This window comes from Methylococcus sp. EFPC2, assembly GCF_016925495.1.
Classification (GTDB): domain Bacteria; phylum Pseudomonadota; class Gammaproteobacteria; order Methylococcales; family Methylococcaceae; genus EFPC2.
The window spans coordinates 1,782,374-1,804,256 of record NZ_CP070491.1 but is presented as its reverse complement, the minus strand read 5'-3'; the positions used below and the strand labels follow the sequence as shown (position 1 = coordinate 1,804,256).

General features: G+C 61.4%; 29 protein-coding genes. 7 read left to right on the top strand and 22 right to left on the bottom strand.

From position 1 onward, the window contains the following. Positions 1-103: 103 nt before the first annotated feature. From JWZ97_RS07505 to JWZ97_RS07495, 3 genes are all read left to right on the top strand, one after another. Positions 104-547: an Hsp20/alpha crystallin family protein gene (locus tag JWZ97_RS07505; RefSeq protein WP_205434157.1), complete on the top strand. Its 444-nt coding sequence runs from the start codon at positions 104-106 to the stop codon at positions 545-547. A 17-nt stretch (positions 548-564) separates the two neighbouring features. Next, positions 565-957 (top strand): Hsp20/alpha crystallin family protein, encoded by a 393-nt coding sequence (locus tag JWZ97_RS07500; RefSeq protein ID WP_205434156.1) that lies wholly within the window; start codon positions 565-567, stop codon positions 955-957. 230 nt (positions 958-1,187) lie between these two features. Beyond that, positions 1,188-2,306, top strand: a complete 1,119-nt coding sequence (locus tag JWZ97_RS07495; RefSeq protein ID WP_205434155.1) for a S1C family serine protease — start codon at positions 1,188-1,190, stop codon at positions 2,304-2,306. 67 nt (positions 2,307-2,373) lie between these two features. On the opposite strand, the gene JWZ97_RS07490 is transcribed toward JWZ97_RS07495, so the two are convergent. The 18 genes from JWZ97_RS07490 to JWZ97_RS07405 all read right to left on the bottom strand — a co-directional run bounded on the left by JWZ97_RS07490 (position 2,374) and on the right by JWZ97_RS07405 (position 12,625). Continuing rightward, a complete protein-coding gene (locus JWZ97_RS07490; protein WP_205434154.1) occupies positions 2,374-2,700 on the bottom strand; it encodes a chaperone modulator CbpM in 327 nt (108 codons plus the stop codon). A 3-nt stretch (positions 2,701-2,703) separates the two neighbouring features. Then, on the bottom strand, positions 2,704-3,642 hold the full coding sequence (locus JWZ97_RS07485; RefSeq protein ID WP_205434153.1) for a DnaJ C-terminal domain-containing protein: 939 nt from the start codon (positions 3,640-3,642) through the stop codon (positions 2,704-2,706). 149 nt (positions 3,643-3,791) lie between these two features. After that, positions 3,792-4,670: a hypothetical protein gene (locus tag JWZ97_RS07480; protein ID WP_205434152.1), complete on the bottom strand. Its 879-nt coding sequence runs from the start codon at positions 4,668-4,670 to the stop codon at positions 3,792-3,794. Positions 4,671-4,759: 89 nt separating this feature from the next. Continuing rightward, positions 4,760-5,119, bottom strand: a complete 360-nt coding sequence (locus JWZ97_RS07475) for a hypothetical protein (protein ID WP_205434151.1) — start codon at positions 5,117-5,119, stop codon at positions 4,760-4,762. A gap of 2 nt (positions 5,120-5,121) precedes the next feature. After that, the gene (locus JWZ97_RS07470) at positions 5,122-5,304 is read right to left on the bottom strand and encodes a hypothetical protein (RefSeq protein ID WP_205434150.1); all 183 of its coding nucleotides are present in this window, start codon (positions 5,302-5,304) and stop codon (positions 5,122-5,124) included. Beyond that, a complete protein-coding gene (locus JWZ97_RS07465) occupies positions 5,301-5,507 on the bottom strand; it encodes a hypothetical protein (protein WP_205434149.1) in 207 nt (68 codons plus the stop codon). The genes JWZ97_RS07470 and JWZ97_RS07465 overlap by 4 nt, the downstream gene beginning before the upstream one ends. Further along, positions 5,504-5,893: a DUF5681 domain-containing protein gene (locus tag JWZ97_RS07460; RefSeq protein ID WP_205434148.1), complete on the bottom strand. Its 390-nt coding sequence runs from the start codon at positions 5,891-5,893 to the stop codon at positions 5,504-5,506. Before JWZ97_RS07460 ends, JWZ97_RS07465 begins: the two co-directional genes overlap by 4 nt. Before the next feature lie 30 nt (positions 5,894-5,923). After that, complete coding sequence (locus JWZ97_RS07455) at positions 5,924-6,163, bottom strand: hypothetical protein (RefSeq protein WP_205434147.1); 240 nt, start codon at positions 6,161-6,163, stop codon at positions 5,924-5,926. Further along, on the bottom strand, positions 6,160-6,660 hold the full coding sequence (locus JWZ97_RS07450; RefSeq protein ID WP_205434146.1) for a hypothetical protein: 501 nt from the start codon (positions 6,658-6,660) through the stop codon (positions 6,160-6,162). Before JWZ97_RS07450 ends, JWZ97_RS07455 begins: the two co-directional genes overlap by 4 nt. Beyond that, a complete protein-coding gene (locus JWZ97_RS07445) occupies positions 6,657-7,175 on the bottom strand; it encodes a hypothetical protein (RefSeq protein WP_205434145.1) in 519 nt (172 codons plus the stop codon). Before JWZ97_RS07445 ends, JWZ97_RS07450 begins: the two co-directional genes overlap by 4 nt. Further along, a complete protein-coding gene (locus JWZ97_RS07440; RefSeq protein ID WP_205434144.1) occupies positions 7,175-8,386 on the bottom strand; it encodes an AAA family ATPase in 1,212 nt (403 codons plus the stop codon). Before JWZ97_RS07440 ends, JWZ97_RS07445 begins: the two co-directional genes overlap by 1 nt. Continuing rightward, a complete protein-coding gene (locus JWZ97_RS07435; protein WP_205434143.1) occupies positions 8,379-8,912 on the bottom strand; it encodes a hypothetical protein in 534 nt (177 codons plus the stop codon). The genes JWZ97_RS07440 and JWZ97_RS07435 overlap by 8 nt, the downstream gene beginning before the upstream one ends. Beyond that, positions 8,909-9,145 (bottom strand): hypothetical protein, encoded by a 237-nt coding sequence (locus tag JWZ97_RS07430; RefSeq protein ID WP_205434142.1) that lies wholly within the window; start codon positions 9,143-9,145, stop codon positions 8,909-8,911. The genes JWZ97_RS07435 and JWZ97_RS07430 overlap by 4 nt, the downstream gene beginning before the upstream one ends. Position 9,146: 1 nt before the next feature. Then, complete coding sequence (locus JWZ97_RS07425; RefSeq protein WP_205434141.1) at positions 9,147-9,428, bottom strand: hypothetical protein; 282 nt, start codon at positions 9,426-9,428, stop codon at positions 9,147-9,149. A gap of 397 nt (positions 9,429-9,825) precedes the next feature. Beyond that, the gene (locus JWZ97_RS07420; protein WP_205434140.1) at positions 9,826-10,092 is read right to left on the bottom strand and encodes a hypothetical protein; all 267 of its coding nucleotides are present in this window, start codon (positions 10,090-10,092) and stop codon (positions 9,826-9,828) included. Positions 10,093-10,176: 84 nt separating this feature from the next. Beyond that, complete coding sequence (locus JWZ97_RS07415) at positions 10,177-10,779, bottom strand: hypothetical protein (RefSeq protein WP_205434139.1); 603 nt, start codon at positions 10,777-10,779, stop codon at positions 10,177-10,179. Between the two features lie 100 nt (positions 10,780-10,879). Then, positions 10,880-11,212, bottom strand: a complete 333-nt coding sequence (locus tag JWZ97_RS07410) for a hypothetical protein (RefSeq protein ID WP_205434138.1) — start codon at positions 11,210-11,212, stop codon at positions 10,880-10,882. Positions 11,213-11,374: 162 nt separating this feature from the next. Continuing rightward, on the bottom strand, positions 11,375-12,625 hold the full coding sequence (locus tag JWZ97_RS07405; protein WP_205434137.1) for an integrase family protein: 1,251 nt from the start codon (positions 12,623-12,625) through the stop codon (positions 11,375-11,377). Positions 12,626-12,978: 353 nt separating this feature from the next. Here JWZ97_RS07405 and JWZ97_RS07400 point away from each other — a divergent pair, with 353 nt between their 5' ends. Then, complete coding sequence (locus JWZ97_RS07400; protein WP_205434136.1) at positions 12,979-13,566, top strand: NADPH-dependent FMN reductase; 588 nt, start codon at positions 12,979-12,981, stop codon at positions 13,564-13,566. Next, positions 13,559-15,355 (top strand): ABC transporter transmembrane domain-containing protein, encoded by a 1,797-nt coding sequence (locus tag JWZ97_RS07395; RefSeq protein ID WP_240342528.1) that lies wholly within the window; start codon positions 13,559-13,561, stop codon positions 15,353-15,355. The genes JWZ97_RS07400 and JWZ97_RS07395 overlap by 8 nt, the downstream gene beginning before the upstream one ends. Positions 15,356-15,365: 10 nt before the next feature. Here JWZ97_RS07395 and lgt read toward each other — a convergent pair whose 3' ends face one another. From lgt to ccmA, 4 genes are all read right to left on the bottom strand, one after another. After that, positions 15,366-16,160, bottom strand: coding sequence for a prolipoprotein diacylglyceryl transferase (gene lgt, locus JWZ97_RS07390; protein WP_205434135.1), 795 nt, complete (start codon positions 16,158-16,160; stop codon positions 15,366-15,368). Between the two features lie 79 nt (positions 16,161-16,239). Continuing rightward, complete coding sequence (locus JWZ97_RS07385) at positions 16,240-16,974, bottom strand: heme ABC transporter permease (RefSeq protein ID WP_205434134.1); 735 nt, start codon at positions 16,972-16,974, stop codon at positions 16,240-16,242. A 4-nt stretch (positions 16,975-16,978) separates the two neighbouring features. Next, positions 16,979-17,656, bottom strand: a complete 678-nt coding sequence (gene ccmB, locus JWZ97_RS07380; protein WP_205434133.1) for a heme exporter protein CcmB — start codon at positions 17,654-17,656, stop codon at positions 16,979-16,981. Next, entirely contained in the window at positions 17,653-18,297 is a 645-nt protein-coding gene (gene ccmA, locus JWZ97_RS07375) for a cytochrome c biogenesis heme-transporting ATPase CcmA (RefSeq protein ID WP_240342527.1), read from the bottom strand. Before ccmA ends, ccmB begins: the two co-directional genes overlap by 4 nt. Before the next feature lie 302 nt (positions 18,298-18,599). Here ccmA and JWZ97_RS07370 point away from each other — a divergent pair, with 302 nt between their 5' ends. Next, the gene (locus JWZ97_RS07370) at positions 18,600-20,912 is read left to right on the top strand and encodes a PAS domain-containing protein (protein ID WP_205434132.1); all 2,313 of its coding nucleotides are present in this window, start codon (positions 18,600-18,602) and stop codon (positions 20,910-20,912) included. Further along, entirely contained in the window at positions 20,909-21,538 is a 630-nt protein-coding gene (locus JWZ97_RS07365) for a response regulator transcription factor (RefSeq protein ID WP_205434131.1), read from the top strand. The genes JWZ97_RS07370 and JWZ97_RS07365 overlap by 4 nt, the downstream gene beginning before the upstream one ends. Positions 21,539-21,883 lie beyond the last annotated feature (345 nt).

Sequence of the window (21,883 nt, the reverse complement as noted above, 5' to 3'; positions counted from 1 at the left end):
CTCAGGACGGATGATTCGAGCGGAGGCTTGAAATCCTGCCGCCCGGTCACTACTTAGACGATCGGTCGTGTTTCGACCCAACTCACTCATAGGAGGTATCGCCATGTTTGGTAACTTGACCAATCTAGAAGGTAGCCTGTTCGATGAGTTCAGGCGCCTGGAACAGCAGGTGGACGAATTGTTCGGTCGCGGCGGGCGGCTTCCGGCTATACGGTCCGTCGTCAAGGGAACATTCCCGCCCATCAACGTCGGGGTCACGCCGGAAAAAGTCGATGTCTATGTATTCAGCGCCGGCCTCGACAGCAAAACCCTGGATGTATCCATACAGCAGAACCTGCTCACGATTTCGGGCGAGCGCAAATCGCCCGAGGCGGAAAATGCGCGCTATTACCGCAAGGAGCGCTTCCAGGGCGAATTCCGCCGCGTGATCACCCTGCCGGAGGACGTCGATCCCGAGCGCGTGGTAGCCCAATATACCGACGGCATCCTGCACGTCGCCGTGCAGCGGCGCGAGGCCTCCAGGCCGCGGCAGATCGAAATCAAGTAATTGTCGGGAGGTGCATCATGGTCGCGAAAAAAGAAATCGTCGAAAACCCGAAACCCGCCGCCGAATCGGCCGACACCCGGCCCATCCTGCAGCCGCCGGTCGATATCAGCGAGGACGCCGAGGGCATTACCCTGATCGCCGACATTCCCGGTGTTTCCAAGGAGAGCCTGAATATCCAGGTGGATAACGACACCCTGGTGATCGAGGGAGAAGTCCATATCGACGCGCCGGCGGACATCAAACCCCTGTACGCCGATGTACGCTCCACCCGCTATCGCCGGAGTTTTGCCTTGAGCAGCGAACTGGAAACCGGCAATATCGAGGCGTCCCTGAAAGATGGTGTCCTCACCCTGCGCATACACAAGCGCCCGGAAACGCGGCCGCGCAAGATCGAAGTCACCACCGGCTGAGTCATCGCTCGCTTGGGCGCGAGCCCGTCGCTCAGGAGCCAACGCCGCCTGTCGTCCCGGCCGAGGGTGCGGGCACGACAGGCGGCATGACGCGCATCCTGCAGGATCGGACGGAGTTGCCTGCGATCTGGTTTGCCGGCGGACGGCAAAAATATCCAATGGCCGGGCCTTGGAGAGGGCCCTGGCCGGCGGCATGATGAATCTAACCAGCCATTACATGGAGTGCAGCCATGCTTAACGCACGTTCCGGGGTTTGCGCCAAGTCACGCGCTTGGGTGGTCGGCCTCTTGATGCTCGCCGCTATTTTTCAGCCGGCGTGGTCCCTGGGGTCGGGCGGCGGAACGCCGCGGGCCATCAGCCCGCGGGGAGACCTGACGCCCGACGAAAAATCCACCATAGACCTGTTCGAAAGAACCAAAGCCGCGGTGGTTTATATCAGCACCCTGGAGAAGGTGCTCGATCCGTGGAGCCGCAATGTGTTCAGCGTTCCGCGAGGTACCGGTACCGGTTTCATCTGGGACGACAAAGGCCTGGTCGTGACCAATTTCCACGTCATCCAAGGCGCGTCCGAGGCGCGTGTCCGCCTCGCCGATGGCCGTGAATTGCAGGCCAAGCTGGTGGGCGCCAGCCCGGCTCATGATCTGGCGGTGCTGAGGGTCGGCGTGGGTTTCAATTCGCCCGCACCCTTACCCATAGGCACCAGTCACGACCTGAAGGTCGGACAGAAGGTCCTCGCCATCGGCAACCCTTTCGGTCTCGACCTGACGCTCACCACGGGCATCGTGTCCGCGCTGGACCGGTCCTTGACCGAAGAAAACGGCGCCACCATCGAGCACCTGATACAGACCGATGCCGCCATCAACCCCGGCAATTCCGGTGGACCGCTGCTGGATTCGGCCGGACGGCTGATCGGCATCAACACGGCGATCTATAGCCCCTCGGGAGCCAGTTCGGGCGTCGGCTTCGCCGTACCGGTGGACACGGTGAACCGCGTGGTACCCCAACTGATCGCGCGCGGAAAATACATACGCCCGGTGCTGGGCATACAAGTGGACGACGGCCTGAACAAGGCCATCGGCCGCCAACTGGGCATTGAAGGCGTCATCGTGCTTCGGGTGACGCCCGGTTCCTCCGCCGAAGCCGCCGGCTTGAAGGGCTCCAACGTCAATCGGGACGGCAGCTTCGTACCCGGCGACGTCATCGTGGCCGTCAACGGCAAGCCGGTGGACAGCGTAGGCAAACTGCTGGGGATCCTGGACGAATTCGAGGTGGGTGACAAAGTCAGCCTGAAAATCCGCCGCAAAGGGGACGAAACCGAGCTCAGCCTGAACCTGCAGGCGGGCAACTGAGGCCCTCCGTCTAGGCTTTGAACGACCGGGTCGGGGGCGGCTCTCCAGGCCGCCGCCGGCCGCGATGCTAACGGAGGATGCGCGGCCGCTTGGCTTGAAGCTCGCGGATTTGCGTCTCCAGGGACTGTATGCGTTCGAGCAGTTGCAGCACCAGTCCCAGGCTCTGCGGTTCCAGTTCGAAATCCTTGCGCAGCCGGCAAATCCGCTGCACCGTGATCAGCCGATCGGCGCCGAAGCGCCATTCGGCGGCCGCCGGATCCCGTGGGGTGATCAGGCCTTCGTCCACCCAGCTATGCAATTCCGCTTCCGACAGGCCGGTCAGCTGGGCCAGTTCGGGCATCGAAAATTCGTAATGCTCGTGCAGCCAGAAGTCTTCGGAGTGTTCGACGTGCATGGCTCATCTCCGCTCGAAATGGGCGCGAGGCTTGAAATGGGTGTGTTCGGCCAAGGCCTTGAAGTATTCCTTTTCCTTTTCGTTCACGACCGTCGGAACCACGATCTGTATGATGGCGTAGAGGTCGCCGGCGCCGGAATGCGGTTTGGGCAGGCCGCGATCGGCAATTCTCAGTTGTTGGCCTGCCCGTGTGCCGGGCGGGACCTTGAGCCTCACATCCCCTCCCAGGGTAGGCACGCGCACCGTCGTCCCCAACACCGCTTCCCACGGCGCCAGGGGCAGGTCGATGTAGAGATCGTGACCGCTGACGCGGAACCAGTCATGCGGGCGCAGGCTGATGTTGATGTACAGGTTTCCGTCCGTCCCGCCGTTGAGTCCCTTGCCGCCCTTGCCGGAAAGCCGCAGGCGCTGGCCGTCCGTCGCGCCCTTGGGAATGCGGGCCTTGAGGATCTTAGAGCGGCGATGGACGTAGCCGCGTTCGTCGTATTCGGGAACCGTGAGGTCCAGCGCCAGTTCGGTGCCGGCGTAGGCGTCTTCCAGCGTGATGTAGGCATTTACTTCGTAATCCTGGCCGGGCATGGGTATCTTCACCTTGCCGCCCGTCCCGCCGGACCGGCGCCCCGTGAAGGCCGCGAACAAATCCGATAGATCGATGTCGTCGAATGAGAAGTGGGCGTCGCCGAAGCGTTTTTCCCAGTCCGGCGGCGGCCGGAAATCCTGTCCGGGCTGGTAACTGCCGAGCTGGTCGTAAGCGGCGCGTTTTTCCGGATCATGGAGCGTTTCGTAGGCCTCGGCCACTTCCTTGAACTTCTCTTCGGCGTCCTTTTCCTTGGAGACGTCCGGGTGGTATTTCCGGGCGAGCTTGCGGTAGGCCTTCTTGATCTCGTCGGCCGAGGCCTTTCGATCCACGCCCATGGTCTTGTAATAGTCTTTGTACTTCAAAAATCCTCCTAAGAATATGAAAACTAAGGAGAAAAAATAGACGAAAAATTTATGTCAGCAAAATGTCAGCACAATATGAAAAAAAGTGATTTCAGCGTAACAAAAAACGCCACGGCGGGCGGGTGTGTGGTGCGGAAGTTTTCCGCCGATCATAGGATTACGGCCGCCCCGATTGTCGCGGCCGTGGCGGCGCCCGTGCTTAGTGCTTGGTTCCTCGTCGCGGTCTGTGCGTTCGCCTTAGCCACGCCTGCCTCGTAGTTCTGTTGAATTTGCCCGGCAATATCCACATTGCCCATTTGCGACTGCGAGTTTCCGGCGCTTCCGCCCATCGCCGCGAAATCCGGCAATTGCAACGGCGCCAGGCTTTGCAGAAGTTGGATGTCGCCGGCCGCCATGTTGCGTTCGGTCAGCGCGTCCTGAATCTGCGAGTTGCGCTTGCTCATCCCTAAGTCGAACAGGCGGGATTGCTCCTGTCCGCCGGCCTGGATGGCGTTGTTAAGCGCGGTCGAGTAGGCGTCATTCCGCGTCCGGCCGAAGTTGTCCAGGGCCGTCTTGTAGGCGTCAGAGCCTTGCATGATGCCCTGATTGGCCAACTTGGTTTCAAGCGCGTTCTGGTCCTGTGCGAATTGCGGGTCCAGCCGGCTTTTCGCCTGGCCATAGAGCGCGTCTATGGTCTGCTGGCGGGATGCCTCGCTGGCCTGCGGGTTCTCGAATGAATCCCAGCCTAGCCCCTTGCTGAAGGCGTCCTTGACCGCACCGGTGCGACTGGCGGCGATGTCGGTCAACGCGTTGTTGTTGGCTAACGTGGTGTCGAGCTGCCGTTGAATCTGCGGGTTCAACGTTTGGTTGATTTGCCATTGCGGATTGGCAGCCGTGCCGATGTTCCGTTGCGTGATGCCTCCCAGGGGGCCGCTCACGTTGTCCGCGTTCAACTGCTTGTTGTAAAGCGCGGTCTTCTGGTTCCATTGGCCCTGCGCCGCCGCCGTAGCATATGGATCGGGCTGTTTTGGTGCGCTTCCACCGCCCATAATTTATCTCCTGCTTTCGTGTTGAAAACGTATTTTCAGGTTGAACATACAGACCTCATTCCTCGAAGCAAAATGGTCGTATTTTCCCGCTACCACTGGAATTTCGGGAACGGGTTCCAGTCGGTTTTAGCAATCCCCCGGTTCAGGGCTTCGGGAGCCATCGTGCCGCCAGGCTGTAGCGACTTCGTCCAGTCGTTTATGGCCTTGACGCTCATCATGGCGCCCAACGGATCCCCCGACTGTATCGACCGCGCCAGATGACCGGGAGCCGCGATACCGCCGAGCGCCTGGGCGAAACGGTCCCACTCATTGGGCTTGGCTTGCTCGGCCGTTTGAGTCTGCTGGTTTGCGTTCAGCATTTGCTGATCGGCCATCCGCCGCCGCGCCCTGTCCGCCAGGCCGAAGGCTTGAACGGGCGTGGAAAAGTCGTGAATTGTGTATAAGGGCATTTTCATATCCTCTGGTTTGGGTCGGTAAATTGTCCAGCCTTGACGAAAGTCACGCTCACGCAGTGCTGTTCGACGGGAGGCGGTAATTCCGCGTCCGCGCTGAATCGGGTAATGGCCACGCGCAGCGACTCAGTGTTCCCGTGGCGTTGCTCCAAGGACTTGATGCGGCTGTGAATGCTGGTCATCGGTTTGCAATCCTCTCGGCTTGATGGTGCTCGGTTCTTTCCAGCCATGCGTAAAAGTCCGGCCGGTCGATGCGCTCACCCCGGACGAAGTGGGCAAGCCATTCGTCTTGGGTCAGCTTCGGGGGTAGGTCTTCCACCGGGGAATACCATTCTGTCTTGTTGGCGTCCGCTTCCAGGCTCGCAATTCGCTGCTTGATATTCATGCTTTCGCCTCCAGGGCGTCGATACGTTTGGTCAGTTCATCAATTTCGGTGATCTTGGCCACTTGCCCGATGCCATCGAGCAAGGCCTTGGCATCGGCGGGTGCCAGTTCGCCGGCTGCTACAGCCTCCAGGATGGCGCAAGCCTTTTCGGTCAGCGTAGCGCCTACCATCGGCACCTTGACGGGTTCCTGAATCGGCTTCACTGCCGGCACGACACGCGATAACAGCAGGCTTGCCGCTTGGGTGTCGCCGGATTTTGCGAGGGTCACAAGCGCCTCCACGATGCCGTCGAAGTCCTTTCCTACCGCCTCGCGCAGTCGGCCCGCCAGCGTTGTTCCTGGTGGTCTGCCGGCCGGGTTGCCGGATTGTCCTTTTTTGAATGCCATGGGTTATTGTTCCGCAAGTTGATGTTTCAATCAGTCATGGCCTGTTTGCGGTCTGCCCCCCGCCACCACTCGAAATTTCTGCCGCCGCCACGCGGTTTCCCGCTCGCGCTGGCGTTCCAGGCATCGCGCCTTCAACCAGTCGCGGAACAGGTCTACGGCTTCATCCATGCCGCGAGACAGCGCGTAATCGATAATCCCCTCGCCGCCGTCCTCGTCCACCGCCCATAAGGCTTCCGGGGTGTCTGTGTGAAAGCTCCATTTGCCGCTCATGAATTCCCCTCGCCCAGAATATCGGTAAGGAATTTTGCCTTTTCCCGTCCTCTGACAGCCTTGGACAAATCTAGGCGTTTCGGATAATGCATGGGTCGGAAAGACCAGAATGCGCCTGCTCGCTCGAAGTATCCCCAATTGAACAGGCGGGGAATTACCGGGCCGGTGATGAAGAGCGACCAGCCGCCGAAGGGCTTACCAGGGATCCCAACAAGCCGGTGCGCGAAATTCGGCCCCCAAACGGCAAGAGAGCCGGCAGGCCGGTCGCGGGTCCAATGTTCCCCAGTTGGGTTAAAGATTTCTTCCCGATACCCGCCGGTCAGCATGATGGAAATACTCCACTTCCAGGGGTGAACGTGAAAGCCCTGTTCCGGGTCAGGTGCCACGAAGTGATGCAGTACCACGCCGGGCAGAATGAAATAGGTCTCGAAAAACGGCTCGGGGTCGATCAGGCATTTCAAATACCGGGAAATCCAAAGCAGGAATTTTTCAATCATTGGGTTACCTCAAATTTTGTGCAAACGTGTTGATCGCTCGCCCACCTCCGGTACGGCCCAGCCGCTGCCGGAGAAGGCACCAGCGCCGCGCAGTCGATCAGGGCGGCATGGTCGGTGGTGGTAGCGTGCTTGCAGTCGCTACAGCGGACGACAGGCAGCCCGTTACCCGGCAACGGCTCTTCCCGGTAGGCGTCTTCCAGCAGCACCAGCCCCGCCACGTTGCAGCCAGGACCGAAGTCCTCAACCGCCCAGCGTTCGGCATCCGCGAGGCTCACGCCTGACGGCGCGTCGATCTCGAAGCGGCGGCCGTTTGGGGTGCGGATTTCGACGCGCCAGAAGATCGGGTCTTCGTTTGCGGGTGGCACCAGTCCTGCCAGGAGTTCGTCACGATGCGCCCGGATCAGTTGGCGTGTTTCGTCGGTGATTTTTGATGCCGGGGTGACGGTGAGATGACGGCCATCTGTGGTGATGGTCAGCCCCATGGAATGGAGTTCGGCAAGGACGGAAGTGACCATCAGAACACCTCCGCGTCGCCGATGATTTCGCCCCTAAGGTGCTCAGATTTTTCTAACATGCTCACGCTTTTTTGTGAGCATGTTAGGTTTTCTTTGAGCGCCTTAGGCGTCTTCGGTGGAAGTCTCCATGTCCACTTTCCCGCATTTCCGATCCCGCCATCGCGGGTTGCTTCGACACCTAAAACCTTCTGCGCCCGACGAACGGTTGCCCAACTGTGCCCGGCTCCCTCGCAATCCGCGCGAACGATCTTTGACGGCACAGGCCCATCAGAAAGGAGGTTCTCCAGAAACTCCAAGGCGTCGTCAAGTTCGCTTCGCGCCGCTGGGTCGGCCGACTGCTCGGCCTGCCCCAGCAGCTCGCGAGCGCTCCCCTCCATGGCATCGCCCCAAAGCACGGACGAAGTAAATATGCCGGGGTGAGCTTCAAGCTCGGACTGGCGCAGGTCATAGCGAAACCCCCCATCATCCGGCCCAATGTTGGACTTTGAGCGGCAGAAGATGCGCCCCGGCCCGTCCGGGTGATCGTCGGGCAGCTTGGCAGCCGCCAGGACGACTCGAGCCAGCGCACCGAAGGCAATGGAGCCCGTGACACGCTCCACGGGGTCGCGACCGGCTGTGCCTTTCGTGAAGTGGCTAATGCCCAAGACCGCGCACCGAAGCCTAGCGCCCAGGTCTACCAGCGGTTGTAGGCCGCGCCGAACCTCGGTGTTCTTGTGAGAATCACCGGCCACGGCCGACACGACGGGGTCGGCGATCAACAAAGAGACGTCGCCAATCTTCGCCGCCGCTCTCGTGAGTGTCTCCAGGTCGCTCGACGGGTCGAACGGTCGGGACTCGCCAGCCTCGCGGACACTGCCCACGAAGAACACGCGGCTCATATCCGCGCCGGATGCGATCAGACGAGGTGCCAAGGTATCGGCCGCGTCATCCTCGCCTGACCAGATCATGACGTTACCGAAAGCGGCCCGCGTGCCGTCCGGCCAGCGGCCGCCCGCGGTGATCGTCGCCGCCAGGGCAAGCGCGATGCTGGTCTTGCCGGTCCCTGGTGCGCCGGCCAAGACGTGGAACTTGCCGGCCGCCAGCCAGCCCGGCCACACCCAGCGGATCGGCTCGGGCTTGATGTCGGCGCCGTTGAGCAATTCGACCGATGCCGGGAGATTAGAGCCATCCGTGGCCAGCGCATCGAGCTTTTCTAGGAGCGCGCTACCCATAGCACTTCACCTCCGCCCACGCGCCCATAACGGCGTGCTCTGCCAGTTCAGCGCGCTCCAGATCGGCGTCAGACAATGTGCCGCCGTGGGCGAGCTCACGATAGGCAAGCGCCAATACCATGGCTTCGGTGATAACCAAGGGCAGCAGCTCATACGCCGAAAACTTGGGTCTTCTCGGCTTGGGTGCGTTTGGGTCGAAGTCGCGCCCATGTCTTACTGGGAAGAGATCGGACACGGATAAGCCGATTGCGCTGGTTATCTGTTCAAAGCTACATCCGGCCCAGCACTTGAGCAGCACGCGCCCGTCGTCGGTTTCGCGAATCCCTAGGCTTGGGCTGCGGTCGTCGTGCGCCGGGCAGCGCGCAAGAAATTTGCGGTCTTCGCGGTCCGTTTGACGGACACCATCCAGTCGTGACAGCAAATTGCCGATTGGGCTTGAGGTGGTGGTAAACTTGGGTCGTCGATTTTGGAATGTGGCCTCGTCCGGTTGCCGGACCGGACGGGGCCTTTGCGTTTCTGGCCTCATGCACAGCCTCCTTCATCCGCGCCGGCAAAAAAGGCTTCCACCAGCTTATCTACCAATTCATGGCGCTCCAGTGTGAGCGCGCCGTCGGCCGCGTTGCCGATCAGTTCATCGGCGAACCGCCGGGCCTTTTTGAGTAAGGCGTGTCGTGTCTGTGTCGGCGGGTACTGGTCGAGGATGCTGCTTATCATTTGGTCAATAGAGTCTTTTGCCTGCTTGTTCTGCTTCGAGTTCATCTCAGTTCCCTCTCTGGTGACCGGCTTCCGCTTCGCAAGCAGTGCGCCAGGCCTCGAACGCCAGACCATGCGACCGCTCGATCAGGCTTAGGGCCTCGCTCATATTCGCGGCGATATCGTCCAATTGCGGCAGTTGACCATGATGATCGACTTCCAGCGTATAGGCGGTATCGGCCACGTCACGGGCCTCCTGTACGAACGCCTTGAGGGCGCGTTCCAGGCTGTGAAGTTCTCGGGGGCGGGGGAATTGCGGGCGGATTACGCCCTTGCTAGGGGTGTTCATGGTTGGAACCTCTTTCGGATTGCGTGATGCAATCGCCCCACCTCGACGCCAATCAAGGTGGTGGCGAACCGTGCGCAGGTTGGCGTACCGGGAAAGAGACCGGCCAGTCTTGCGACTGCCTACGCACGGCTCACCATGATGAGATTCCGCGCGTAAAAAAAGACGCTGTGTGACGAGCGCCTTTAACGCTCTTTCTTCCAGGACGCCAATCCCGGACCGCTCATGTGGAGCGGTGGGTATATGGTGCGGGCTGGTGCCGCTCATCGTCAAGCGTGCGGCCTGGCGCGCTTTGCGTTTCAGGCTCCATTTCCGTTTCGGCGCATGGGTCTGCCGCGATGGCTTGCCCCAGTCGAAGGGGTAGGTCGGTTGCTGGCTGGCTTCGATCATTGCGCCGACCTCACGCAACCTGACGACGCTGTAGCCCGGCAAGGAACTTACGCAGATCGCCAGCGGGATAGGCTACGCGATGCCCCAGCTTGATGAACTTCGGCCCGCGTCCTTGTGAGCGCATTTTGTCCAGCGCGTTTACGGTCTTCTTGTTCAGCAGCGCCGCCACGCACGCGGGCGGTAGCGGGGCGAGGTCGGGCGCGGCTTCAAGCATCTTTGCCGCTTCGACGTAGGGAAGCGCAGGGGTTGGGGGCGTTCGGGTGTGTGAGCGTTTCATGGCCATCCTGTTCGGTTGGACTTCCCGGCCGGGAAGTTGCTGACAGGATGGAGAAATTCAAATAGGACAGTGGCCGGCAGTGTCCTAAGTTTTTCTAGGGTTGGACGTGTTCCGCTGAATGGTCTTTGCGGAAACGCGGAAATGCGCCGCCGCTAACTTTTGAAGGTCAGAGTATGTGAGACTCTGATTGTTGGCGTATTTGTTTTCTATAAACGCTTGATAATCGGCCCATTTCTGGGCTTTTTCTTTCGGCGTGCCATGAGTCAGCTCATGCCCCGCCTTTGCCCCTTTCTGGATTTTCTTACCTCTCAATAAATGCGCAGCACTGTCCTTGCCAATAATTAACGCAAGCCCGGCCTTCATCTCCATTTGCGCGGCACGGAAAAAGGTTGCCAGAGTGCTTACCTTCCCCCAAATATCAACCGGGGTTGCCGGACGGAAATAACCGTTTTCGTCAGGGCTGCTTATGGCCTGTTCTTGAATTTCTACCATGTCGGCCAGATAGCCGCGCAGCTCGTCCGGCGAATATCCGTCGGCAAGCAAGTCAGCACGCAGGGTTTGAAATTCGTGGACGGCAGCCGAGGGGAACCAATCAGGGAGCGTACCTAAAATGCCGTCATAAGGTCGGTCGCCGGCAGCTTTCGCAGCGGACAAGGCTTCCGTTAAAGCCTTGCGTAGATCGTTCATCGCGCCCCCTTCCAGGCTCAGACCTTCAAGATAGGAACCACGCCAGGCGGTGAAGGTGTCCGCTTTTCGTCTGGCCGGACTAGGCGTGGAGATAGATTTATCAATTTGTCGCGCATTTAAAGCGCAGCCTGGCATTGCCGGCTGGATACGCGCCCCCAGATGCGACCCCGCCATAAGTGCCCCAGGATGCGAAACCGGATGCCATATCGACTTCGCGTTCTTCCTGTGAAAGCAAAACGGCCCTAGCGCCTTTCTTCTTGCAGAAGCTTTGGGCTTCATCATAAGCGGCCTCATTAGCGCAGGCCGTACCGCCACAGTAGGCGGAGCCTTGGGCGGAAATCAAATAAACCCCATTCTCTGCTTCCATTACACCGCTTGTGGCTGTGCAAGCACTCAAAAAAATCAAGAAAATTGCGGGGTATGTTTTTTTCATAGTTTCTCCATGTTCATCGGTCCAGATTCTTATTACAACGCCGCAAATCGAGGCCGGACCTTCATGCAACACCGGCCGGCCTGCTCAGTTTCCAGGGATAGCCCGCCCTGGTCGGGATTACCGGCATATCGCCGGATTGAACACTGTTCAGATATTCATACCTCAACCTGCCCGCTTGATGGATATCACGTCCGCACTGTGTAGGTGCGATTCGATCAAATCTGATATGCGTTGCGCGTGCGGCTTCAGCATGGCCAGGTCCGCGGCGTCGTAGCCGGCGGTGACGTTGGCTTTCTGGGAGTGATTCACCAGCTTTTTTAGGGCTATCTCTGGCACGCTGGCCAGATTGCCCATGCTGATGTAAGTTCGCCGCAGATCGTGCGGGCCGAACTTGCCGTAGGCTTTGCTCAATAGCGTGACCTCGTGCGCGAACGGGTTGTCCCGCTCGTTGCCGGCCAGGTCTCCGAACAGGTAATCCCCAATGCCCACCTCTTCCGCCTGCCGTATGACTTCCAGCAGTTGCCTGGATGCCGGAAACGAGAACTCGGGATTGCTTCGGCTCTTAGTGCCGATGAAGTGAACCGCGCCGGCCCGGTGGTCAATGTCTTTCCGTAGCAATCCAGCGGCCTCGGATGCACGGCATCCGGTGTGCAGGATGAACTTGAAAAACAGCCGTGCTTTCTCGTCAGGCAGAGCATCCACAGCCTGGATAAACGCCGGCAACTGGTGCGGCAACACGGCCCGCTTGCGCCGGATGTCAGGCTTCCATAGCTTGCCCTTGGTCAGTCTGCGCGTCGGGCAATCGGGCAACATCGCCTTACCGGTGCTGTCTTCCGTGCGGATTTTGGCGAAATTCCAGACCACGCGGAAATAACGGAAGGTGATATTCGCGTCGGCTGGAGTTTCCTCGCCAATGTCGAGAAAGCGCCGCTCTACCATGTCCTCGTTGATGCGGATAAGCGGTAGATCGAGCCACACCACAAGCCTGGAGGTGAAACGCGCCCGCACGAGCTCTTGTGTGCTTTCTCTGGGTCTGCCAGAAGCACAATAAGTCTCCATTGCTTGCCGCAGCGTGATGCCTGAAACAGCGTCAAGGCGCTTTTCCTCCACCGGGTCGCGTCCCTCGGCAATCTTGCCCAGCCAGGCGCGAGCCAAGTCACGCGCCACGTCCGGCCCCAGCACGGCAGATCGGCCCAAGGTGTGCCGCCTTTCCTTGCCCTTGATACGGGCACGTACGATATAAGACTTGATGCCCTTGTTGGTGACGATCAGGCCGAAGCCTGGTGTCTCTGAATCCCAGATGACCCGGTAGCCTCGCCTATGGTCAGACGTTCCCACCTGGGGCGATTCCGCGTTCTTTACGACCGGCTTGGAGAGTTTGCAGATTGACATACCGAAATCCCATGTCAGCACTATTATGGAAGTTTCAGGCAGTTTTTGAAAGTTAGATGATGCTAATGCATCAGACTAATCAAGTGTTTAGGAGGGTCTTTGAAGGGGGCGGAAGTGGCACTTGTAATAGTCTTTGTACTTCATGTTTTCAGCCCAGCCTGCGAAAACGAAGAGAAAAAACTACGCATAGCAACGCGTCTCGGCCCTAGGGCCGGAAAAGCCCCGTACAAGGTAACAAAAAACCGGTCGCGCGTGCGGGCGGAGGGAGGGCAGGGGGCCTCGACCGGGCCTTGCGCGGGTGCCGCGCAAGGATGTCTTCCGCCGGTATTCCGAGTAATCTGCTTCTTTCGACTCGACATCACAAGGAATCAGTCATGCCTACCCTACGCCTGCTCGCCTTTGCCGGCAGCGCCCGCCGTGAGTCCCTCAACCAGAAAGCCCTGCGCGTCCTCAGCCGCCATGCCCGCGAGGCGGGCGCCGAGGTCACCGAGCTCGATCTGGCCGAGTTCGTCCTCCCGCTTTACAACGGCGATCTGGAAGCGGAGCAGGGACTGCCGGAAGCCGCGGCCCGTTTGCAGGTGCTGGCCGGCGAGCACGACGGCTTCCTGATCGCGAGTCCCGAGTACAACGGATTCCCCACCCCGCTGTTGAAAAACACCCTGGACTGGCTGTCCCGGCCCGTGCCGGGAAACCTCGGCAGCTCGGGGCTGGTGTTCCTGCGCGGCAAGCCGGCGGGTCTGGTCGCCGCTTCGCCCGGTCCCCTGGGCGGCATACGCGGTCTTCCGCTTGCCCGCCAGTATCTGGCCAATCTGGGGCTGATCGTCGTGCCGGAGCAGGTCGCCCTGGGCAACGCCCATACCTTGTTCGACGAGGCCGGCGAACTGATCGACCCCCGGCAGCAGGCGGCCGTGCAGTCCGTGGCCGCCGCCGTGGTGCGCCTGGGGAGGGCCTTGCTTGGCTGATCGTTCTTATCCGCAGGAGACGAGCGGGACCCCGCCGCGCAAACTCTCCACCCTGAGGGCCCTGCTGCCCTTCCTCAAGCCTTATCGCTGGCGCGTGCTATTGGCCTTCCTCTTGCTGTGCCTGGCCTCGGGATCGCTGCTGGCGGTACCCGCCGGTTTTCGCCAGGTCATCGACCTGGGCTTCCTGCGCGGGGAGGGAGGTCATGCCTCCGCGTCGACGGCGCGAGTGTATTTCCTCGCCCTGTTCGGTCTGGGCGTGGTCTGGGGCGTGGCGGTAGCCGCCCGCTATTACGTGGTGAACTGGCTGGGCGAGCGGGTCACGGCGGATCTGCGCGGCGCCGTCTATGCGCGGGTCTTGCAGCAGCCGCCGCAGTTTTTCGAGACCTTGCAGACCGGCGAGGTCTTGTCGCGCCTGACCGGCGATGCGACGCTGGTGCAGACGGTGGTCGGTTCTTCCGTTTCCATGGGTTTGCGCAGCCTGTTCCAGGCGGCCGGCGGCATGGCGATGCTGGCGGTGACCGACCTCAGGCTGTTCGGTATCACCCTGGGGCTGCTGGGCGGCGTGATCCTGCCGCTGATCGTGCTGGCGCGGCGCGTGCGCCGGCTTTCACGCGAATCGCAGGACCGCGTCGCCGACGCCTCGGCCATCGCCGGGGAAATCCTGAACGCCGCGGCCACGGTCCAGGCCTATACCCACGAGGCTATCGAATCCCGCCGCTACGCCGAGTCGGTGGAAAATGCCTTCCGCTCGGCCATGAAGCGGGCGCGCCTGCGCTCGATGCTGACCGCGCTGCTGATCGCCGCGGTGTTCGGCGCCATCCTCTTCGTGCTCTGGCTGGGTGCCCGGGCGGTGGCCGGCGGCGGCATGAGCAGCGGCCAGTTGACGTCCTTCGTGCTGTACGCGGTGATCGTCGCAGGCGCCTCGGGCACGCTGGCGGAAGTCTGGGGCGACGTGATGCGCGCGGCCGGTGCCACCGAACGCTTGATGGAGTTGCTGCACACCGCATCGCCCATCGTCACGCCGCCCGTGCCAGAGCCGTTGCCCGCACCGGGCCGCGCGCGGGTGGGATTCGAGGGGGTGTCGTTCCACTATCCCTCGCGGCCCCACACGCCGGCGCTGGAAAATTTTACCCTCGAAATCGCGGCCGGCGAGACGGTCGCCCTGGTGGGGCCGTCCGGTGCCGGCAAGACCACGGTATTCCAGCTCGTGCAGCGCTTTTACGACGCCGGCGAGGGTGCGGTGAGGTTCAACGGCGTCGACGTGCGGAGCTTGGCACTGAAGGATTTGCGCGGAGCGATCGCGGTGGTGCCGCAGGATCCGGTGATCTTCTCCGCCGATGCCCTGGACAACATCCGTTACGGCCGGCCCGATGCATCCGACGAGGAGGTTCTGGCCGCCGCCCGCGCCGCGCTGGCCGACGAATTCATCGCTCGCCTGCCCGAAGGGTATCGCACCTTCCTCGGCGAGCGCGGCGTCCGGTTATCCGGGGGACAGCGTCAGCGTATCGCCATCGCGCGGGCCATCCTCAAGAACGCGCCGCTGCTGCTGTTGGATGAGGCTACCTCGGCCTTGGACGCCGAATCCGAGCGCTGGGTGCAGCAAGGGCTGGAAGCCGCCATGCGCGGCCGCACGACGCTGGTCATCGCGCACCGGCTTGCCACGGTGCAGCGCGTCGACCGCATCGTGGTGATGGAGCAGGGGCGTATCGTGGAGCAGGGCACCGCCGCCGAACTGCTGCGGTCAGGCGGCCTGTATGCGCGGCTGGCGGAGTTGCAGCTCGCGGTCTGAGCGTGCCGAGTTAAGGCCGCCTGGCCTCGGCTTGGCGATAGGCCCAGGCGATAAGGCCCGCACCGAAGACGATCATCGGCAGGGTCAGCACATGGCCCATGGTCAGCCAGCCGAAAGCCAGGTAGCCGATGTGGGCGTCGGGCAGGCGGACGAATTCCACGCCGAAGCGGAACAGGCCGTAAAGCAGCAGAAACCATCCGGAAATCGCCCGCCGCGGCGGTTGACCGCGGCTCAGCCAGTACAGGGCGAGATAGAGCGCCCCGCCTTCCAGCAGCGCTTCGTAGATCTGCGAGGGATGGCGCGGTTCCGGGCCGGCGTCCGGGAAAACCACACCCCACGGCAGGTCGGTGACCCGACCCCACAGCTCGCCGTTGATGAAGTTGCCTATGCGTCCGGCGCCCAGGCCTATGGGGACGTAGGGGGCGATGAAGTCGGACAGCTCGAAAAATGACTTCCCGATCTTGCGGCCGAACCACAGCATGGCCGCGAACACCCCCAGCATGCCGCCGTGGAAGGACATGCCGCCTTCCCAGATACGCAGGATCATGGCCGGATCGTTGAGAAACGCCGGCAGGTTGTAGAACAGGGTGTAACCCAGCCGCCCGCCCAGTATCAGGCCCAGCGCGCAATAGAAGATCAGATCCTCGACCTGCTGTTCGCTCAAATCCACCCGCCCCAGCCGCGCCTGACGCTTGGTCAGCCACCAGGCGCCGGAAATGCCGATCACGTACATCAGGCCGTACCAGTGGATCTTGAGCGGTCCCAGACTGATGGCGACCGGGTCGATTTGGGGATAGGCGATCATGGTTTACCAGGGCGTCGGGTTGAGATAGGCATAGTGTCGGGTAAATCGGGTCGCATGAAAAACGTCGGTCGACCGGCGCTCATTTGCCGAACAATTCCTGCACCCAGGCGCTGCGCCGCTCCCGCTCCAGCACTTCGGTACGGGCGCGTATCAGCACGACTGTAAAGTAATAAAGCTGGAAGCCCGCGAACATGAGTAGCCAGGGGATCAGCATGCTGACATGGACACTGGGCTTGCCGATCTTGGTGAGCGTAGGTCCTTGATGCAGGGTGCTCCACCATTCCACGGAGTAGTGGATGATGGGGATGTTGACCGCGCCGACCAGGATCAAGACTCCACCGGCGCGCGCCGCGCTCCGTGGGTCTTCGATGGCGGAAACCAGGGCGATGTAGCCCAGGTAGAGAAACAGCAGGATCAGCTCGGAGGTCAGCCGGGCATCCCACACCCACCAGGCGCCCCACATCGGCTTGCCCCACAAGGATCCCGTGACCAGTGTCAGGAAGGTGAACGAGGCGCCGAGCGCGGCGGAACTGCGCACCATCACGTCGGCGAGCTTGATGTTCCAGATCAGGTTGATCGCACTCAGCACGGCCATGAAGGTGTAGACGAACATGGACATCCAGGCTGAGGGCACGTGCACGAAGAGGATGCGGTAGCTCTCGCCCTGCTGGTAATCCGGCGGGGCGACGAACAGTCCCTGATAGAGCCCCGACAGAAAAGCGATCAGGCACAGAGTGCCCAGCCAGGGTATGAACTTGCCGGCTAGATCGTAAAAGTATTTGGGTGAAGCGAGTTTATGGAAAAACAGCCACATGGTTTCAACTCACGCTGATACGTAAAGAGGCGGCGATGGCCACGGGCGCCAGAGTGAGCGCCAGGGCCAGCAGGGCCGCGAGGAAATAGAACTGCCCTTCAACCGGCAGACCGGCCGCCGCCGCGGTGACGGCGTTGGTGGCGAAGATCAGGACCGGGATGTAGAGCGGCAGGATGAGCAGGGTCAGCAGGATGCCGCCGCGCTTGAGGCCCACGGTGAGGGCGACGCCGATCGCGCCGATCAGGCTGAGCAGGGGCGTGCCCAGCGCCAGGGTGATCTCCATCGTCTGGATGCCGGTCGTTGGCATGGCCAGCAGCAGGCCCAGCAAAGGCGCCAGCAGCAGCATGGGCAGGCCGCTCACCAGCCAGTGCGCCAGCACCTTGGCCAGGACCAGGGCGGAAAGCGGGTGCGGACTCAGCAGCATCTGTTCCAGCGCGCCGTCCTCGAAATCGCCGCGGAACAGGCTTTCCAGCGAGAACAGCGCGGCCAGCAGCGCGCCTATCCAGATCACCCCCGGCGCGATGCGGCGCAGCAGCTCGGCTTCGGGGCTGACCCCTAAGGGAAACAGCGTCACGATCATCAGGAAGAAGAGCAGGGGATTGGCCAGCTCGCCGCGGTGGCGGAAGGCCAGCATCAGGTCGCGTTTGAGCAGGGCGGAGCAGGCGGTGAATAATCCGTTCATGACAGTCTCAGTTTGACCACGTCGCCACGCACCTCCACCGCCTGGTGCGAGGTCAGCACCACCAGCCCGCCCTGGGCCAGGTGGGCTTCCAGCAGTTCGCGCAGCAGGGCGATGCCGTCCACGTCCAGCGCGGTATAGGGTTCGTCCATGATCCACAGACGGGCCGGGCAGGCCAGCAAACGGGCCATCGCGACGCGTTGTTTCTGTCCGGCCGACAGCGCACGGGCCGGGATGTGTTCGCGTCCTTCCAGACCGGTCCGCGCCAGTGCCTCATAAAGCGTTGCGGGGGTGTAGGCAACGCCGCTCAGGGCCAGGGCTACTTTCAGGTTTTCCAGCGCCGACAATTCGCCCTTGATGCCCAAGGCATGGCCCAGGTAGGCCATGGCGGAAAAATAATCGGCGCGCCGCTCTTCGATGTCGACGCCTCGCCAAAGCACCGTGCCCGCGCTGGCGCGGCTCAAGCCCGCCAGGATGCGCAGCAGGCTGGTCTTGCCGCTGCCGTTGGCGCCTTCGATCTGCAGCAGCTGGCCGCCGTGCAGGACGAAGCTCAGTGCTTCGAACAGCAGGTTGTCGCCGCGCAAACACTCGAGGTCTAGGGCGCGTAACAGCGGTTCGGTGGTTTCGGTCGGCTGCAAGGACAAGGCTGGGTCGGGGTAGATGGCGGATGATGGCCTGGAAAGCGGCTTCGCTCCGCGGGCAGGCTTACGGCCCACCCATGATAACCGCAGGGTGCGGAAGCAGGCTAGGGCAAACGCAGGAGTCCAGGCCGGCACGAAGGCGTTTGCCGCTCTTTTGCTGCGATTTTTGCGGATAATCGCGCTCACATCCCGTTGTCAAGGGAAATATCTGTATTCCGGCCCAGGGGTACTAGCTCCCGGGCTCGGCCAGCGATACGATCAGCGGGCCGTCGCTTACGTGCGTCTCAAGGGAAATGCAGAAGAAGATGAGTTCGGGGCAACAGGACATCACCACGCCGCTCAGACGTCAGCCGTTCTGGGTGATCTACGCATTCGCCTTGGCGATAACGGCCGCGTTCCTCGCCCTGCAGCGCTTAACCCTGGACTGGTTCGGCGAACAACCCCTGCTGATATTTCTGTTTGCCTTTCCCGTCCTGCTCAGCGGCTATTTGGGCGGTTTGGGCCCGGGGCTCACGGCCACCGCCGTGGCCGTGAGCGGGATCGTCGCCTTGCCGGCGAGCCACGCCGCCACGGATGCCGGCGCGACCGATAATTCCGATTTGAGTCGCCTGTTCATGTTTATCCTGATCGGCGGACTCGCGAGCCTGCTGTTCGGCATCGTGAAGCGCGCGCGACAGCAGCAGGAGCAGGTGCTCTCCGACCTCCGTTGCTCGGAAGCGGCGTTCGCCGCCAGCCAGAAGCTGCTCGCCGGCGTCGTCTCCACGGCCATGGATGCGATCATCACCGCCGATGCCGCCCGGCGCATCGTGCTGTTTAATGCGGCGGCGGAGAAGATGTTCGGGTGTTCCGCGGCAACGGCCGTCGGCGCATCCATCGAGGATTTCGTCCTCCTGGGTTTCTGCGAGGCGGACGGCGAATGTCATTCCTGCGTCATGCTGAACGACCCCGAGGGGCGCTGCACGAAAGAGCGGTGTACGGTCGATGGCCGGCGCGCCAATGGTCAGTCGTTCCCGGCCGAGGCCTCCATCTCCGTGGCCGAAGTCGATGGCAGGCGCTGGTTCACCATCATCCTGCGGGATGTCACGGAGCGCTTGCAGACCGAAGTGGCTCTGCGGGAACGCCTGGAATTGCAAAACCAGATCGCGCAGGTTGCCGCGTCGGTGCCCGGCGTGGTCTGTTCGTTCCGCTTGCATCCGGACGGCAGCGCGTGCGCCCCGTATTGCAGTCCGGCTTTCGAAGACCTCTACGGAATCGATCCGCAGGCGGTGGTTGAAGATTTCGGCCCGGTTTTCATGCGCATCCATCCGGACGATTTGAGCCAGGTTTATGAGTCGATAGCGGAATCCGCCAGAACCCTCGAGCCTTGGCGATACGTCTTCCGCTATCGGCATCCCATCAAGGGCGAAGTTTGGATCGAAGGCCACTCCATGCCCTTGGGCGAACCCGACGGCAGTGTCCTTTGGCATGGCTATATCCGCGACATCACCCACGACAAGCGGGCGGAAGAGGTCCTGCGCGCGAGCGAGGCCCGGCTGAGATTGGCCATCGAGGCGCTGGATGCCGGCCTGTGGGACAGGGACTTGCGGAGCGGGGAGGTCTACTTTTCGCCCGAATGGAAACGCCAATTAGGCTATGGGGAAGATGAGCTGCCGGCGCGCTGGGAGGAGTGGGAAAACCGTATCCACGATGAGGATAGGGACCGGGTACTGTCGGAAACCGAAAGCTTCGTCGCCGGTCGTTCGGCGCAATACGAGTTGGAATACCGCGTTCGCCTCAAGGATAGGTCGTACCGTTGGATACATACCCGCGGTGCCCTGCTGCGCGACGAACACGATCAGCCTTACCGCATGGTGGGCATGAATTTCGATGTCACCGAACGCAAGAAAACGCAAGAGTTGCGCGGCCGGGGCAAGGAATTGGAGGAGTCGTTCAGGCACTACGTGGCGATACAGACTGCGGCCGCTATCGCTCACGAACTCAACCAGCCGCTCGCGGCCATCGCCTCCTACATCGAGGTGGCACTGGTCTTGTTGAGGGCGAACAAACCGGACATGGATAAGCTCCGTTATTCCCTGGAAAGCGGCGAGCAGCAGGTTCAGCGTGCCGGACAGGCCACCCGGCAGTTATTGAAGCTCTTGCAGAAAGGCGAGACGGTATCCGAGGACGTGGACCTTAATGCGACCGTCAGGGACGCCATAGTGATATTCAAGGCCGATAACGATCTTGGCGGGTTCAGTGTCGGTCTGGAGCTCACGCCCGATTTACCGCGCGTACAAGCCAACCGTAGCCAGATGGAAAAGGTGCTGATCAATTTGTTGCGCAATGGTCTGGACGCCATGCGCGAGGCGGGAATGGCGAGCGGAATGATCTCGGTCAGCACGAAAGTCCTGAGTCCGGACGACATGGCGCTCGTGACGGTATGCGATTGCGGCGGCGGGGTCGATACGGAGAGTCGCCAATCGATATTCCAGCCGTTTTACACCACGAAGGCGCGGGGTTTGGGCATGGGCTTAGCCGTGAGCCGTTCGCTGGTCGAGGCGCACGGCGGCAAGCTGTGGTTGGATACTGAGGCCCCATCCGGCACATGTTTCCACTTCACCTTGCCGTTCGCTTCATGAGTGATCAACCCACGGTATTTCTGGTCGATGACGACGACGCCGTTCGCGATAGTCTAAGTCTGCTGCTGCAGACGGCGGGTATTCCCATCGAGGCTTACGCCAGCGCGGACGAGTTTCTGCGCAGCTACGCGCCCGGCAGGCCCGGATGCCTGGTGCTCGACATGAATATGCCGGACATGAGCGGTGCAGAACTGCAGGCCGAGCTCAACCATCGGGCATGCCAGCTGCCGGTCATCTTCCTGACGGCGCACGGCGATATTCCCATGACGGTTAGGGCCATCAAGGCCGGCGCGCTCGATTTCCTGACCAAGCCGGTACAAGGCGCGGTATTGCTGGAGCGCATCCAGGCGGGTTTTTCGATCGATGCCGAGCGGCGCCAGCGGCTCGCACAGGACCATGCCCGGGGCGCGCGCTTGAACGTCTGTTTTTCCCCGCGCGAACTGGAGGTATTGAAGCTGGTCATCGATGGACGATCCAACAAGGAGATCGCCAAACTCCTGGGTATCAGCCATCGTACGGTGGAGATTTACCGGGCCAAGGTCATGGAAAAGACCGGCTCGGCCAACGTGATCGAACTCACCCGGTTCTGGGATGCCCATCAGGTACATGTCTGCTCGAAGCAATAATCTTCGATATCCCTATCATTCGTCTAAGAAATCTTCCTTACGGGCTTATACGGATGGCCGACGGTGGCGCAGGAAGTTTAAATAGCCGCCCAGGGCGATACCGCCTATGCGGATCGGTGGATTGGGACCTACGGATGGATGCGATCATGGAGCTTAAGGACGAGTCCGATTGGAGATTTTTTCTCCCGCAAGGCGGAAATCGCCCCTTTATTGATCTTCCCGAACGTATCGGGTGCCAACGCGAGTGGATGTTCCGCGCCTGGACCGGCGAGTAATCGCCGATGCGAGGACAGCGGAGTGGTGGAGGGTATCATTCGGACACAAGGAGTATCACCATATGCTTGA

Coding starts and splice junctions, on each gene's coding strand:
- JWZ97_RS07505 (WP_205434157.1), top strand. CDS start 104: ATGTTTGGTAACTTGACCAATCTAGAAGGTAGCCTGTTCGATGAGTTC.
- JWZ97_RS07500 (WP_205434156.1), top strand. CDS start 565: ATGGTCGCGAAAAAAGAAATCGTCGAAAACCCGAAACCCGCCGCCGAA.
- JWZ97_RS07495 (WP_205434155.1), top strand. CDS start 1,188: ATGCTTAACGCACGTTCCGGGGTTTGCGCCAAGTCACGCGCTTGGGTG.
- JWZ97_RS07490 (WP_205434154.1), bottom strand. CDS start 2,700: ATGCACGTCGAACACTCCGAAGACTTCTGGCTGCACGAGCATTACGAA.
- JWZ97_RS07480 (WP_205434152.1), bottom strand. CDS start 4,670: ATGGGCGGTGGAAGCGCACCAAAACAGCCCGATCCATATGCTACGGCG.
- JWZ97_RS07475 (WP_205434151.1), bottom strand. CDS start 5,119: ATGCCCTTATACACAATTCACGACTTTTCCACGCCCGTTCAAGCCTTC.
- JWZ97_RS07470 (WP_205434150.1), bottom strand. CDS start 5,304: ATGACCAGCATTCACAGCCGCATCAAGTCCTTGGAGCAACGCCACGGG.
- JWZ97_RS07465 (WP_205434149.1), bottom strand. CDS start 5,507: ATGAATATCAAGCAGCGAATTGCGAGCCTGGAAGCGGACGCCAACAAG.
- JWZ97_RS07460 (WP_205434148.1), bottom strand. CDS start 5,893: ATGGCATTCAAAAAAGGACAATCCGGCAACCCGGCCGGCAGACCACCA.
- JWZ97_RS07455 (WP_205434147.1), bottom strand. CDS start 6,163: ATGAGCGGCAAATGGAGCTTTCACACAGACACCCCGGAAGCCTTATGG.
- JWZ97_RS07450 (WP_205434146.1), bottom strand. CDS start 6,660: ATGATTGAAAAATTCCTGCTTTGGATTTCCCGGTATTTGAAATGCCTG.
- JWZ97_RS07445 (WP_205434145.1), bottom strand. CDS start 7,175: ATGGTCACTTCCGTCCTTGCCGAACTCCATTCCATGGGGCTGACCATC.
- JWZ97_RS07440 (WP_205434144.1), bottom strand. CDS start 8,386: ATGGGTAGCGCGCTCCTAGAAAAGCTCGATGCGCTGGCCACGGATGGC.
- JWZ97_RS07435 (WP_205434143.1), bottom strand. CDS start 8,912: ATGAGGCCAGAAACGCAAAGGCCCCGTCCGGTCCGGCAACCGGACGAG.
- JWZ97_RS07430 (WP_205434142.1), bottom strand. CDS start 9,145: ATGAACTCGAAGCAGAACAAGCAGGCAAAAGACTCTATTGACCAAATG.
- JWZ97_RS07425 (WP_205434141.1), bottom strand. CDS start 9,428: ATGAACACCCCTAGCAAGGGCGTAATCCGCCCGCAATTCCCCCGCCCC.
- JWZ97_RS07420 (WP_205434140.1), bottom strand. CDS start 10,092: ATGAAACGCTCACACACCCGAACGCCCCCAACCCCTGCGCTTCCCTAC.
- JWZ97_RS07415 (WP_205434139.1), bottom strand. CDS start 10,779: ATGAACGATCTACGCAAGGCTTTAACGGAAGCCTTGTCCGCTGCGAAA.
- JWZ97_RS07410 (WP_205434138.1), bottom strand. CDS start 11,212: ATGAAAAAAACATACCCCGCAATTTTCTTGATTTTTTTGAGTGCTTGC.
- JWZ97_RS07400 (WP_205434136.1), top strand. CDS start 12,979: ATGCCTACCCTACGCCTGCTCGCCTTTGCCGGCAGCGCCCGCCGTGAG.
- lgt (WP_205434135.1), bottom strand. CDS start 16,160: ATGATCGCCTATCCCCAAATCGACCCGGTCGCCATCAGTCTGGGACCG.
- JWZ97_RS07385 (WP_205434134.1), bottom strand. CDS start 16,974: ATGTGGCTGTTTTTCCATAAACTCGCTTCACCCAAATACTTTTACGAT.
- ccmB (WP_205434133.1), bottom strand. CDS start 17,656: ATGAACGGATTATTCACCGCCTGCTCCGCCCTGCTCAAACGCGACCTG.
- JWZ97_RS07370 (WP_205434132.1), top strand. CDS start 18,600: ATGAGTTCGGGGCAACAGGACATCACCACGCCGCTCAGACGTCAGCCG.
- JWZ97_RS07365 (WP_205434131.1), top strand. CDS start 20,909: ATGAGTGATCAACCCACGGTATTTCTGGTCGATGACGACGACGCCGTT.